Source organism: Novosphingobium sp. PhB55 (assembly GCF_004368805.1).
Lineage (GTDB): Bacteria > Pseudomonadota > Alphaproteobacteria > Sphingomonadales > Sphingomonadaceae > Novosphingobium.
Genome location: NZ_SODQ01000002.1, coordinates 178,220 through 191,468 on the forward strand (window position 1 = coordinate 178,220; position 13,249 = coordinate 191,468).

A 13,249-nucleotide genomic window follows, 5' to 3' on the forward strand; every position below is an offset into this window, starting at 1 on the left:
TCCCGGATCAGGTCCGGGATGACGATCTCAGGCCGGGCAGACGTCGTCTCCGGGGCGCGGCAGCGGTGTCGTGCGCAGCAGGGCAGGCGTCGGGCCGGGTCTGGCCGGATCGGTGGCGGCATAGAACGGGTCGCGCTGGGCCTGTTCCAGAGTGACGAATCGAAAGCCCATGTCCCGGTAGAGCGCCAGGAGCCGCGGCATCATCCGCGCATCGAAGGCGCCGACGTGGAGCAGCAGCACATAAGGCACATCGCGGCGGAACCGGGCCTGTGAAGCGGCCCGCGCGGCCTCGGCATCGGCGCGGGCGGCGGAAAGGAAGCGCGCTTCGAGATCGGCGATCGCGGCAGTGTTCCCCTGGGCGGCGCAGCGGGCATAAGGCGCGTTCCACGCCCAGTCGTCGAAGGAGAGGCTGACCCCGGCGATACGATAGTGCCGCTGCGCCAGCGCCGCCCGCACGGCGTCGCGCATGGCCGGGTCCCTGCCCTCGGCGAGGAAGGGGTAGCGTAGCCAGGGCTTCATGCCGCGCGGTGCAAGTGCGGCCTGGTTGCGGTCCAGCTCGGCCACGAATTCCGCCGCGCCCACTTTGTCCAAATTGAGATGCCGGAAGCCGTGATTGCCGAAAGGCAGCCCGGCGGCGCGCCAATGGTCCAGCACGGTATCGAGATCGCCAGCCTCGCCCTTGCCGGCATTGACGAAGCCGAAAGCCGGGGCGCGGGCCTGTTTCAGGGCGGCCAGGATGGCGTCCGTCACCGAGAGCGGGGTATCGCCGCCGGGGTAAGGCGTGTGCAGGGGCAGGTCGTCGAATGTGAGCGCGATCTGCGGCGCGGGGGCGGCAAGCGCGGGATGGGGGGCGAGCGCCAGGATCAGGGGCAGCGCGGCGCTCAGCAGGCGCGTGGATCTTGCGGCTGGCGCCCTGGTTGCCGTTGCGACTTGCGTCGTTACTTCCGCCTGCACGCCCTCTTCCCCCACCTTTTCCTGAACCGTCCCTCCGCACTGCCCATCCCCTATTTCGTCATTGCGAGCGTAGCGAAGCAATCCAGAGTCGCGCAGAGCCGCCCTGGATTGCTTCGCTACGCTCGCAATGACGAGGTGTGTCGGGTGTCGGATGTCTGTGTTTCCGTCTGTCGGCTGTGCGCGTGGTTCAAGAGACTGCGCGCCCCTTGGGCGATCTCGCATGCCCGCACCCCCGCAGGCGCGCCCAAAGGGATGGCGAACCGCGTCTGGTTCGCCATCCCTTCGCCGTATCAGTGAACGAAGGGATCGATCGTCTTGATCGTGCCGTCTTCATTGTAGTGCAGTTCGGTGACCTTGACGTTGCGCAGGCGCGTCTGGCCGGAGAGCTGGCTGTCGGCATAGAACAGCCACCACTTGCCGTCCTTCTCGACGATCGAGTGATGCGAGGTCCAGCCTTCGACCGGGTTCAGGATGCGGCCCTTGTACGTGAAGGGACCGTAGGGGTTATCGCCGATACCGTAAGCGATGTAGTGCGTGTCGCCGGTCGAGTAGCTGAAGTAGTACTTGCCCTTGTACTTGTGCATCCACGAGGCTTCGAAGAACCGGCGGTCATGGTCGCCGCCGAGCAGGAGCTTGCCCTTCTCGTCCACGATCTTCACTTCACGCGGCGCCTCGGCGAATTCCAGCATGTCGCCGGTCATTCGCGCCACGCGCGGGAGCAGGGCGGGCTTGTCGTCGGCCTGGAGGTCGGTCTTCGAACCGTTCGGATCGTACTTGCCGTTCACGTTGCGCTGGAGCTGGCCGCCCCAGATGCCGCCGAAGTACATGTAGCTCTGGCCGTCGTCGTCAGTGAAGACGGCGGGGTCCATCGAGTAGCTGCCCTTGATCGGCTGCGGTTCCGCCTTGAACGGGCCCATCGGGTCCTTCGAGGTGGCGACGCCGATGCGGAAGGCGCCCTGCTTGTCCTTGGCCGGGAAGTAGAGGTAGTACGTGCCGTTCTTGAAGGCGGCGTCCGGCGCCCACATCTGCTTCGAGGCCCAGGGCACCTGCTTCACGTCCAGCGCGAGAGGACCGATGGTGACCTTGTCGCCCACCTTGTCCATCGACAGGACGTGGTAGTCGCGCATTTCGAAGTGGCCGCCGAGATCGTCTTCCGGCGTCGGGCCGTCCACGTCGTGGCTGTTGTAGATGTAGAATTTGCCGTTCCAGACATGGGCGGAAGGATCGGCGGTATACATCTCGCTGACCAGCGGCTGCGAAAGGTACTTCTTGCCCGAAGCGGCGCCGGCTTCGGTGGCATCGGCCGATGCGGCGGCGTCAGGCGCGCCTCCGGTACCATTGCAGGCGGCCATCAGGCCGCAGAAAGCGGTTGCCGCAAGGGCTGCGTAAATTCGCCTCGACACATCTATCTCCCGGTCGGTTTAAACCTTCTATCCGAAAGATAGCGCTAACATCCGTCAGGGGCAACCGGGATATTCTCGCCCCCCGATCAGGCGAATTCCGGCCGCCGAACGGCGCGAACTCTGCCGATGCCCGCCACGAAAACGAGCGCGGCAACCACGGCGAACGCGCCGGCCAGGGCGAAGGCGGGCGTGTAGGAGCCGGTCAGCTCGCGGATCACGCCGGCGCCGAAAGCGGCCAGCGCGGCGCCCATCTGGTGCGCCACCATCACCCAGCCGAACACGATCGGCGCGTCGCGCTCTCCAAAGGACAGGTTGGCGAGCTTAAGCGTCGGCGGCACCGTGGCGATCCAGTCCAGCCCGTAGAACACCGCGAAGATGGTCAGGCTGACCGTGCCGAAATCGATGAAGGGCAGGGCCAGCAGCGACAGTCCGCGCAGGCCGTAATAGACGGCCAGGAGGCGGCGCGGGTCGTGGCGATCAGACAGCCAGCCCGACGCGGTCGTGCCGATCAGGTCGAAGAAGCCCATCAGCGAAAGCAGCCCGGCGGCCGCGACCGGGGCGATGCCGTGGTCTCCGCAGAAGGCGATCATATGCGTGCCGACCAGGCCGTTGGTGGTGAGGCCGCAGACGAAGAAGCTTCCCGCCAGCAGCCAGAACACCGGCTGGCGGGCGGCGCGGACGAGCGCCTCGATGGCGAGCCAGGGCGTCGCCGCCTGCTTCATCGGCGGCGCGGGGGCAGTGCCTTCCTCTTCGCCGAAGCGCCGCACGCCGCGCGTCTCGGGACGTTCGGGGACGAACAAGGCCACCACGGGGATAAGCGCGGCGCAGCCCAGGCTGACGGCCAGTGCCACCGGCCGCCAGGCGCCGCCTTCCGACAGCCAGGCCAGGAAGGGCAGGAACACGAGCGCGCCGGTGGCCGTGCTGGCGCTCAGCATGCCCATGACCAGCCCCTGCCGCGAGGCGAACCAGCGGTTGACCACTGCCGCGCCCAGCACCGAGGCGACGGCACCCGAACCGATGCCCGACAGCACGCCCCAGCTCAGCACGAAATGCCAGGGCGCGGTCATCCAGCGGCTGGCGAAAGTGGACAGCGCCATGAGCACGAGGCCCGCCAGCATGGTGCGCTTGATGCCCACGCTCATCATCAGCGCCGCGGCGAAGGGGCCGACGAGGCCGTAGAGCAGGATGCCGATGGCCGCGGAGAACGAGATCGTCGCCCGGTCCCAGCCGAAGTGCAGTTCCAGGGGCAGCATCATCACGCCCGGTGCCGATCGCAGACCGGCCGAGAACAGCAGGGCGAAGAACGTCACGGCCACGACGATCCAGGCGGGGTGCGGGCGGCGGAGGGCAAGGGGCATGGGCAGGTTTCCCGAAAAGGTCGAAGCGGAGAGATAGCGGGAGTCCCGCCGCGATCCGAACGAGAAAGATTGGCGCGGGTTGTGAATTCCAGTAACAACCCGGGCATGTACCGCCCGCCCTCGCTCAACACGCTGCGTGCGCTGGTCGCCGCTGCCCGGCACCGCAGTTTCACGCGGGCGGCCGAGGAACTGGGCGTTACGCACGGCGCGATCAGCCATCGGGTCCGCGAAGTGGAGGAGCGGCTGGGAGAACCGATGTTCGAGCGGCAGGGCAATTCCATGCAGCCGACCCTGGCGGCGCTGCGCATCCTGCCCACCGTGCGCCAGTCGCTGGAACTGATCGCCAGCGTATTCCCGGAACCGCCCGCGGCGGGGCATGTGGTGCTGAAAGTGGCGGTGCTCCCGTCATTCGCCTCGCACTGGCTGGTGCCGCGGCTGGCGGAGTTCCACGAGTCCCATCCCGGCATCGCCATCGCGCTCGATCCGCGCATGGACCTCAGCCCGGTCGGCCCGCAGGGGCTGGACGCCGCCATCCGCTATGGCGGCGGCGAGTGGCCGGGGCTGGTGGTCGAACGGCTGATGCAGGACACCGTGTTCCCCGCGTGCTCGCCCGCCTATCGCGAGCGGATGGGGATCGAGAGCGAGCAGGACCTCGGCCGCTGCCGGTTCCTGCGCAATTCCTGGCAGCCTTGGACGCCGTGGTTCCAGCGCGCCGGGCTGACGCTGCCGGAGCCTGCCGATTCGCAGCCCTACGACGATGCCGGGCTGCTGCTGGAAGCGACCGCGGCCGGGCATGGCGTGGCGCTCGTGCGCAAGGTGATCGCGCAGGACGCCATCGCCGCCGGGCGGCTGGTCCGTCTCTCCGCGATCGAGCATCCCTTTGAAGGCGCCTATCATTTCGTTCGCCATCCCGGCAGTCCTCCGGCCAGGACCGCGGCGGTGCTGGCCTTCGCGGGGTGGCTGAAGCATCGCCTTGATGGTGAGTTTACCGGAGCGAAACTCCAACACCCGTAATTGCCATTGCCGGGACCGCGCCAAGCTGGCACGGGCAGGTCGAGGGCAATGCGAATGACCATCCTGCAAGATATCGAGAAACTCGTCGTCCGGCTCGCACCAGAGCCGGTCTGCGACGATTGCATCACGCAAAGGCTGGGCCTGAGCGTGCTTCACCATGCGGATGTCCAGACCCGCGAACTCGTTGGAACCAACGGTTTCGTGCGGAGCAAGGACGAATGCAGCCTTTGCGGCGAGACCAAGCTGGTGATTCGCCGGCACTGACGGCGCGGCTTGCGCCGCGTCAGGCCCTCAGCAGCACCGTCCGCCGTTCTTGCCGCCGTATCGCGCCTCCTGACGGTCCCGGAAGAACGCCTTGCGGTCCATCACCGGGCGGTCCGGGTGATGCGCGGCCATGTGCCGGACGTAATCGTCGTAGTCCGGCAGGCCCACCATGAGCCGGGCCGTGCGGCGCAGGGTGTGGATCAGGCCGCTCATGCCGGCACCGGCCGCGGGGAGGCCTCATGGGCGGGGATCTCGTTCACGGTCGGCACCGGGCTGCGGCGCGAGGCCATGCAGGTGCGCCAGGTGAAGACCATCAGGGAGAGCACCACCGCCAGGAACACCGCCACCAGCGCGGCGTCGACCCGGTCATTGAAGACGATGCGCTCCATCTGTTCCAGGGACTTGGCGGGGTTCAGCAGTTCGCCCCGCTCCAGCGCGGCGGAGAACCTGGCGCCGTGCGCCAGGAAACCGACGGCGGGATCGGCGGAGAACAGCTTCAGCCAGCCCGCCGAAAGCGTGCAGATCAGCAGCCACGCGGTCGGCAGCACGGTGACCCAGGCGTAGCGGTCGCGCTTCATGCGGAAAAGCACGGCGGTCGCCAGCATGAGTGCGATGGCGGCGAGCATCTGGTTCGAAATGCCGAACACCGGCCAGAGCGTGTTCACCCCGCCCAGCGGATCGGTGACGCCCTGATAGAGGAAGAACCCCCAGGCCGCCACGCAGAGCGCCGTGGCGACGAGGCCGGGGACCTGGCTCCTGCTCTCGCCGAGGCGGGGCACGGCCAGCGCCATCAGGTCCTGCAGCATGAAGCGTCCGGCGCGGGTGCCCGCGTCCACCGCGGTGAGGATGAACAGGGCCTCGAACAGGATCGCGAAATGGTACCAGAAGGCCTTCATCGCCGGCCCGCCGATGACGTGGGAGAAGATCTCCGCCATGGCCACGGCCAGGGTCGGCGCGCCGCCCGCGCGGGAAATGATGGTGTGCTCACCGACGTCCCGGGCGGTCTGGGCGATGGTCTCGGGGGAGATCGCGAAGCCCATGGCCGTCACCGCGTGGGCGGCGCTGGCGGCGTCGGTGCCGATCAGCGCGGCGGGGCTGTTCATGGTGAAGTAGATGCCCGGATCGAGGATCGAGGCGCCCACCAGCGCCATGATCGCCACGAAGGCCTCCATCAGCATGGCGCCGTAGCCGATCAGCGGGGCATCGCTCTCGCTGGCGATCAGCTTGGGCGTGGTGCCGCTGGCGATCAGGGCGTGGAAGCCGGAGACCGCGCCGCAGGCGATGGTGATGAACAGGAAGGGGAACAGCCCGCCCGAGAAGACCGGCCCGCCGCCAGAGGCAAAGGCGGTGAGCGCGGGCATCCGCAGCGGCGGCGCCATGATGACGATGCCGATGGCGAGCGCGGCGATGGCGCCGATCTTGAGGAAAGTGGAAAGGTAGTCGCGCGGGGCCAGCAGCAGCCAGACCGGCAGGACCGAAGCGACCGCGCCGTAACCGATCAGGATCCAGCAGAGCTGCACCGGCGTGAAGGTGAACAGCGGTCCCCACACCGGCGACTGGGCGATGGCCTGTCCGTAGACGATGGCGGCCAGCAGCCCGACGAGGCCGAGGATGGAGACTTCCCCGATCCGGCCGGGCCGGATCCAGCGGGTATAAGCGCCCATCAGCATGGCCAGCGGCACGGTGGCGGCCACGGTGAACATGCCCCAGGGGCTCTCCGCCAGGGCCTTCACGACGATCAGCGCCAGCACGGCCAGGATGATGACCATGATCATGAAGGCGCCGAACAGCGCGATGGTCCCGGCCACCTGCCCCATTTCCATGCGGATCAGCTCGCCCAGCGAGCGCCCGTCGCGCCGCATCGAGATGAACAGGACCATGAAGTCCTGCACCGCCCCTGCCAGCACGACGCCGCCGATGATCCAGAGCGTGCCCGGCAGGTAGCCCATCTGCGCCGCCAGCACCGGCCCGACCAGCGGTCCGGCCCCGGCGATCGCGGCGAAATGGTGCCCGAACAGCACGGTGCGGTCGGTCGCGACATAGTCCAGCCCGTCGGCGCGGCGCAGGGCGGGCGTCGGCCGCGACGGGTCCAGTTTCATGACGTGGCGGGCGATGAACAGCGCATAGTAGCGATAGGCGACGAGGAAGCAGCAGACGGCGGCCACCACGATCCACAGCGCGTTCACCGCCTCTCCGCGCGAAACCGCGACGACGGCGAGCGAAATGGCGCCGACAAGGCCGGTGAGGAGCCAGGGCAAGTGGCGGATCATGGTGCTCTCCTTCTGGCGCCGTCTCCCCGCGCCGATCTCCCCGTGCATAAAGCCTTGGGCCGACGAGGGAACCGGGAAATCGCAATTCGTCGGCCGGGATATAATCGGAGACCCGTTCGCCGACAGCGACCGGAGCTTGGGCGGCGGCTGGCGTTCCGTGGCAATGTGTGACAGGCAACCAAAGAAGATTGGCGGGCGTTGAATTGCGTGGCACCACGGCGCCGCCGACGCGTTTCGGCCTAATCTGCTTTGTTTCTAATGCATTGGTACGCCGCACTTGGCACTCCGCACTTGGCACGCCGTACTGGGGCACGCCGCACCTGGCACGGCGGATCGGTCCGCCGCCGTCTATCCTTGGGGGAAATGAAGCCTTGCGTGGCTGGATACTGTTTCATCGCGAGCTTGATCCCGCGAACTCGGAAGTGCCCGAGGTGCTGCGCTTCCAGGAAGCGGCCAGCGCCATGGGCATCGAGCTGCAAGTGCTCCATCCCCACAAGTTCGACCTGGTGGTCGGCTCCGAGGAAGGCTGGAGCACGACTTACCAGGGGCGGCTGGTGGAGCGGCCGGATTTCGTGATCTGCCGCACCGGCGCGGAGACGGACTATTTCACCCTGGCCCTGCTGCGCCATCTGGAGCGGCGCGGCGTGCGGCTGGTCAACGGCCCGGCGACGATCGAGCAGGTGGCGGACAAGCTGCACACCCTGCAGACGCTCAACCGCGCCGGCCTGCCGATCCCGCGCACGATCCTGGGCACTTTCCCCATCGACGTCGACCTCGTGGAGCGCGAACTGGGCTTTCCCGTGATCGTCAAGACGCTGAAGGGCACGCGCGGGGCCGGTGTGCTCAAGTGCGAGGATCGCAACCAGTTCGAGGATCTGGCCGGGCTGCTGGAAAGCGCCGATGCCCAGGCCGACTTCATCCTCCAGCATTACGTCCGCGCCAGCCATGGCCGCGATGTGCGCGTGCTGGTGGTGGGCGGCCGCGTGGTGGCGGCGATGGAGCGGCGCTCGCTGACCGGGGGGTTCAAGTCCAACGTCTCGCTCGGCGGCGTGGGGATCGCTTATAATCCGCCGCCGGAAATGGCCGAACTGGCGGTCCAGGCGGCCGACGTGCTGGGGCTGGACGTGACCGGGATCGACATCCTCTTCGACGAGGAAGGCTACCGGATCTGCGAGGCGAACTCGGCGCCGGGCTTCCAGGGGCTGGAGCGCGCCACCAGCTACGACGTGCCCTCGGCGATCCTCGAATGGGTGATCTCCACCCAGGACGCGGCGGAGCCTGCCACGGCCCCGGCGGCGGAAAGCAATGCCCTGGCCGAACTCGCTTTCGGGGGACGCGCGGGCCTGCGCGTCCTCAGCGACCGCAACCCCGAATATCGCCGCTTCGCCAGCGCCGTCGGCCTGCGCATGGTCGGCGCCGGGCTGGGCTGCCTGGCCCATGCCAGCCTCCCGCCGATGCTGGTCGACCGCAAGAGCCGGGTCGGCACCGGCCTGCGCACCCTGTTCGACGGCCGGGTCAACGCCGATCTCTCGGCGCTCAACGACACTGAACAGGAAAGGACGCTGATGATCGTGCTGGTGGCGGCGATCTGGGCGGCGGTCCTGCCCTGGCTGGCGGGCGCGGACGTGGTTCCCGGCGCCGTGCTTTCGGTGATCGCCTTGTGCTTCCCCGTGCTGTTCATGACCACCGCGCCGACGGGACGGTTCGGCAGGTCCGCTTCCTCGCTGCGCCGAAGGACCGGCGGATGATCGATCCGGCGACCATTCCCTGGGCCGCGCTCGCCCCGTTCATCATTGCCGGCTTCCTCGCCCAATTGGTCGACGGCGGGCTGGGCATGGGCTTCGGCGTCCTGTCCAACTCGCTGCTGATGCTGCTCGGGGTGCCGCCGGGAGCGGCCTCGGCCGTGACGCACCGGGTGGAGAGCTTTACCAGCGGCGCATCGGGCATCGCCCATGCCTTGCAGCGCAATGTGGACTGGCCGCTGTTCGCGCGGCTGGTGGTGCCGGGCATCGCCGGGGGGCTGCTGGGCGTCTGGGTGCTCACCAGCGTCAGCATGGCGATCCTGCGCCCCGCGGTGCTGGTCTACCTCGCAGCCGTGGGGCTCTACCTGATCTGGCGGGGGCCGCGGCGGCCGCAGTCGTACCGGCGGATGAAGCTGGTCGGTCCGCTCGGCCTCATCGCGGGCTTCCTCGATGCCTCGGGCGGGGGCTGGGGACCGATGGTGACGGGCAACCTCATGGCCCAGGGCATGACCCCGCGCATGGCGATCGGCACGGCCAATGCCGCCGAGTTCTTCGTCACCGTCACCGTGCTCACGGCCTTCATCGGCAGGCTGGGCGTGGAATCGCTGACGATCGCCGCCAGCGGCCTGCTGATCGGCGGCGTGGTGGCCGCACCGTTCGGCGCCCTGCTCACCCGCCGCATTTCCCCGCGCCGGCTGATGGAACTGACCGGCGCGACGCTCGTGGCGCTGAGCCTGGGCGGATTGATCTCCATGATGTTCTCTCCGATCCCGCTGTTTTCGCGGCTTTAATCGGCGAGCGGTGGGCGTGGCGGGATCGCCAAGGCCCCCGAAACTGGCCAATCGGCGCATCGTCGGCTATGGAGGCCGGATCGCCGACTGGAATTTGCGCGCCGGCGACTGAGAGACCAACGAGCTCCCGCATAAAGGAGCCGCTCATGGAACTCTGTAAAATCCTGAGGATTCATGTCTCGCGCGCCGCGCACGCGGGAAGCGGCTGGCTGTGCCCTGTCCTGATCGACATGGCTTCGACCTCCAGCAACTTCGCCCCCCGATAATCGAGAAGATCCGCATGAACGCCAAGACCACCGCCCATCCCGCCCCGCCGACCCGCATCCAGGAAAACCTGCTGGCACGGCGCGAGCGGCAGCTCCTGCAATGGCTCTGCGCCCGCATGCCCCGCTGGGTGACGCCGGACCTGCTGACCGCCGGGGGCCTGCTGGGCGCGTTCATGACTTTCGCGGGCTATACGGCCAGCAACCTGTCCCCGGGCTGGCTCTGGCTGGCCATGGCCGGATACGTGGTGCAATGGTTCGGCGATTCCATGGACGGCAGCCTCGCCCGCTTCCGCAAGATCGAGCGTCCCTCCTACGGCTATTTCATCGACCATAGTTGCGACGGCCTGACCACCGCGCTGATCGTCTGGGGCATCGGCACCAGCCCTTACGTCACGATGGACGTGGCGATGGTGGCGCTCGTGGGTTACCTGCTGCTGTCGATCCACGCCTATCTCGCCGCGCGGGTCCTTGGCGAATTCAAGCTCTCGTATCTCCAGGCCGGTCCCACCGAACTGCGCTTCATGCTGATCGGCCTGACCGCGATGATGATGCTGCTGGGCACGGGACGCGGCCTGTTCGGCATGATTTCGGGCTTCGACCTGTTCGTGGGTTCGGTCGGCGCGATCCTGATGGTGCTCTTCGTGGTGCAGACGCTGGTCACCGGCAAGCGCCTCGCCGCGGCGAGCTGATCCGCGTAATATTGTTGCGCGCATTTCGGCTGTAAACCGGCGAGGCTTGCTCTAAGGCGGGCCGCTTGAAACGAAGCGGCTCCCAGGGCGGAGCCTTGCAGGGGCGCCAAAGTGTCGGTTGAAGAGTGGGGTGTGATCGGATGGTGCGGCACGAGCGCGGAGCCGCGGCGATGAACGTCTATCGCAGCAATTCCCGCGTCCTGGCCGCCAGCCTGGTCGGTACCGCCGTCGAATTCTACGACTTCTACATCTACGCCACCGCTGCGGCGCTGGTGTTCGGCCCGCTGTTCTTCCCGGGGGAATCGCCCTCGGTGCAGCGGCTGGCCGCCTATGCCAGCTTCGCGATCGCTTTCATCGCCCGGCCGGTGGGCGCCACGCTGTTCGGCCACTTCGGTGACAGGGTAGGGCGCAAGTCCACGCTGGTCGCCTCGCTGCTGCTGATGGGCGGCGCCACGGTGATCATCGGCCTCCTGCCCACTTACGAGAGCATCGGCTGGTTCGCGCCGCTGCTGCTGTGCCTCATGCGCTTCTCGCAGGGACTGGGCCTCGGCGGCGAGTGGGGCGGTGCCGCCCTGCTGGCGGTGGAGAACGCCCCGCCCGGCTACCGCGCGCGCTTCGGCATGTTTCCCCAGCTCGGCGCGCCGGTGGGCTTCATCGCCGCCAACGGGCTGTTCCTGGTCTTCAGCATGACCCTGAGCGACGCGGACTTCCTCGCCTGGGGCTGGCGCATTCCCTTCCTGCTGAGTTCGGTGCTGGTCGGCCTGGGCCTGTGGATCCGCCTGAAGCTGACGGAAACCCCGGCCTTCGAAGCCGTGCTGGAGGAAACCCCGCCCAAGTCGATCCCGATCGTCGAGCTGTTCCGCACGCACTTGCGCCAGACCCTGGCCGGCACTTTCGCGGTGATCGCCTGCTTCGCGCTCTACTACCTCACCACGACCTTCGCGCTGGGCTACGGCACCGAGACGCTGGGCTACGATCGCCGCAGCTTCCTGGGCGTGCAATTGTTCGCGATCCTGTTCATGGCGCTGGGCATCGTGCTGGCCGGCTATGCGGCGGACCGCTGGAGTTCGCGCGGCGTGCTGATCGCCGGCTGCCTGGGCGCCATCGGGGTGGGCCTGCTGATGGGGCCGATGTTCGCGGCCGGATCGCTCTCGGCGATCGCCGCCTTCCTGTGCCTGGGCCTGTTCACGATGGGCTTCGTCTACGGTCCGGTCGCCTCGCTCCTGCCGCAGCTCTTCGACGCGCGGGTGCGCTACACGGGGTCGTCCATCGCCTTCAACGTCGGCGGCATCTTCGGCGGCGGCTTCGCGCCCGCTATCGCCCAGACGCTGGCCGACAAGGGCGGCGTGCTATATGTGGGCACGTATATCTCGGCGGCGGCGATCCTCAGCCTGATCGGCCTGCTGTCGATCCGGCGCAACACCGAGCGGAGCTTCACCGCCTAGAACGTCTTCCCATCGGGTGGAATCGCCTGATGACGCGGAAAACGCGGCAAGCCAGAAACCCGAAAGCGGTCGAGCCCCCGCAGCAGGATCGGATCCGCTCCAGACCCGCCCGTCCTGCGGGCGCCTCCGTCTCCGTCTCCGTCTCCGTCTCCGTCTCCGTCTCCGTCTTCTCCCATTGACCGCCGCGCCCGAGGGTATAGAGCAGGTGGAACAAATGGATTCGCGTCCCGCAAAGTGGACCGATCCGGAGAAAGACACGAACGATGACGGCACTTCGCGACGACAAGCCCGAAGTCGAGGTCAAGGGCACGCAAACGTTGATGCGTGCGCTCGACATCATGGACGAAGTGATTGGCGGCCCGATCCGCGCCGCCGATCTCGCCCGCAAGCTGGGCATGAGCAAGACCACCGCGCACCGCCTGGTGCAGGCGCTGAAGTCCCGCGGCTATCTCTCGGTGACGAGCGACGGCTTCGGTCTCGGCCCCAAGCTGCTGGAACTGGGCGTCATGGCCACCGAGCAGATCGACTATGTGCGGGTGGCCCGGCCGTTCATGGAAAAGCTCTCGGAAAAGACGGGTTTCTGCGTTTTCGTGGGCAAGCGCGAGGGGGACTGGTCCCGCCACCTCGACCGCGTGACCGGGCGCCAGCGTCTTCGCGTGGCGACCGCGCCGGGAGACCGCCGCCCCATCGCCGAAACCGGCCTGGGCAAGGCGCTGCTGCTGGACGAGGACGAGAAGGTCTGGGAAGACCTCTACCGTGAAGCCAATGGCGGCAAGGTCTCGGCCAAGGCGGTGAAGGAATACGTGGCGCTGATGCGGGAGCACAAGGCGCATGGCTACGTGCTGCACGACAGCGAGCTGGGCGACGGCGTGCGCTCGATCGCGGTGCCGATCCGCGATGCGCGCCGCGAGATCTGCATCGCCATCTCGATCGCCAGCGCGGCCCATTACCTGACGGACGACATCGTCAACGATCTGGTGGCGGCCATCGTCGCCACCGCGGGGCAGGTCGGCGAGGCCGTGGGCTACCGCGCGCCGCGGGGCTAGCCCGCGA

12 protein-coding genes are annotated in these 13,249 nt (G+C 67.9%); 7 read left to right on the plus strand and 5 right to left on the minus strand.

Annotation, left to right across the window (positions count from 1 at the left end):
- Positions 1–27: 27 nt before the first annotated feature.
- The 3 genes from EDF57_RS05265 to EDF57_RS05275 all read right to left on the minus strand — a co-directional run bounded on the left by EDF57_RS05265 (position 28) and on the right by EDF57_RS05275 (position 3,715).
- Complete coding sequence (locus EDF57_RS05265; RefSeq protein ID WP_166675180.1) at positions 28–954, minus strand: polysaccharide deacetylase family protein; 927 nt, start codon at positions 952–954, stop codon at positions 28–30.
- 290 nt (positions 955–1,244) lie between these two features.
- Positions 1,245–2,306: a glycoside hydrolase family 43 protein gene (locus EDF57_RS05270; RefSeq protein ID WP_132267924.1), complete on the minus strand. Its 1,062-nt coding sequence runs from the start codon at positions 2,304–2,306 to the stop codon at positions 1,245–1,247.
- A 137-nt stretch (positions 2,307–2,443) separates the two neighbouring features.
- On the minus strand, positions 2,444–3,715 hold the full coding sequence (locus EDF57_RS05275) for an MFS transporter (RefSeq protein WP_134093367.1): 1,272 nt from the start codon (positions 3,713–3,715) through the stop codon (positions 2,444–2,446).
- Between the two features lie 105 nt (positions 3,716–3,820).
- On the opposite strand from EDF57_RS05275, the gene EDF57_RS05280 reads away from it, so the two are divergent.
- Positions 3,821–4,729, plus strand: a complete 909-nt coding sequence (locus tag EDF57_RS05280; protein ID WP_134093368.1) for a LysR substrate-binding domain-containing protein — start codon at positions 3,821–3,823, stop codon at positions 4,727–4,729.
- 54 nt (positions 4,730–4,783) lie between these two features.
- The gene (locus EDF57_RS05285; protein WP_132267633.1) at positions 4,784–4,993 is read left to right on the plus strand and encodes a hypothetical protein; all 210 of its coding nucleotides are present in this window, start codon (positions 4,784–4,786) and stop codon (positions 4,991–4,993) included.
- Between the two features lie 27 nt (positions 4,994–5,020).
- Here EDF57_RS05285 and EDF57_RS05290 read toward each other — a convergent pair whose 3' ends face one another.
- Together EDF57_RS05290 and EDF57_RS05295 are read right to left on the minus strand one after the other, a co-directional pair.
- Complete coding sequence (locus tag EDF57_RS05290) at positions 5,021–5,206, minus strand: CstA-like transporter-associated (seleno)protein (RefSeq protein ID WP_134093369.1); 186 nt, start codon at positions 5,204–5,206, stop codon at positions 5,021–5,023.
- A complete protein-coding gene (locus tag EDF57_RS05295) occupies positions 5,203–7,263 on the minus strand; it encodes a carbon starvation CstA family protein (protein ID WP_134093370.1) in 2,061 nt (686 codons plus the stop codon). The genes EDF57_RS05290 and EDF57_RS05295 overlap by 4 nt, the downstream gene beginning before the upstream one ends.
- 371 nt (positions 7,264–7,634) lie before the next feature.
- Here EDF57_RS05295 and EDF57_RS05300 point away from each other — a divergent pair, with 371 nt between their 5' ends.
- The 5 genes from EDF57_RS05300 (at position 7,635) to EDF57_RS05325 (ending at position 13,242) form a co-directional block, all read left to right on the plus strand.
- Positions 7,635–9,011 (plus strand): RimK family alpha-L-glutamate ligase, encoded by a 1,377-nt coding sequence (locus tag EDF57_RS05300; RefSeq protein WP_134093371.1) that lies wholly within the window; start codon positions 7,635–7,637, stop codon positions 9,009–9,011.
- A complete protein-coding gene (locus tag EDF57_RS05305) occupies positions 9,008–9,796 on the plus strand; it encodes a sulfite exporter TauE/SafE family protein (RefSeq protein ID WP_132267626.1) in 789 nt (262 codons plus the stop codon). The genes EDF57_RS05300 and EDF57_RS05305 overlap by 4 nt, the downstream gene beginning before the upstream one ends.
- A gap of 280 nt (positions 9,797–10,076) precedes the next feature.
- Positions 10,077–10,751 carry a CDP-alcohol phosphatidyltransferase family protein gene (locus EDF57_RS05310; protein ID WP_243840891.1) on the plus strand — a complete coding sequence of 225 codons (675 nt, stop codon included), beginning with the start codon at positions 10,077–10,079 and terminating at the stop codon, positions 10,749–10,751.
- Positions 10,752–10,921: 170 nt separating this feature from the next.
- Positions 10,922–12,196, plus strand: a complete 1,275-nt coding sequence (locus EDF57_RS05315; RefSeq protein ID WP_132267624.1) for an MFS transporter — start codon at positions 10,922–10,924, stop codon at positions 12,194–12,196.
- A gap of 263 nt (positions 12,197–12,459) precedes the next feature.
- On the plus strand, positions 12,460–13,242 hold the full coding sequence (locus EDF57_RS05325) for an IclR family transcriptional regulator (protein ID WP_134093373.1): 783 nt from the start codon (positions 12,460–12,462) through the stop codon (positions 13,240–13,242).
- Positions 13,243–13,249: the final 7 nt, after the last annotated feature.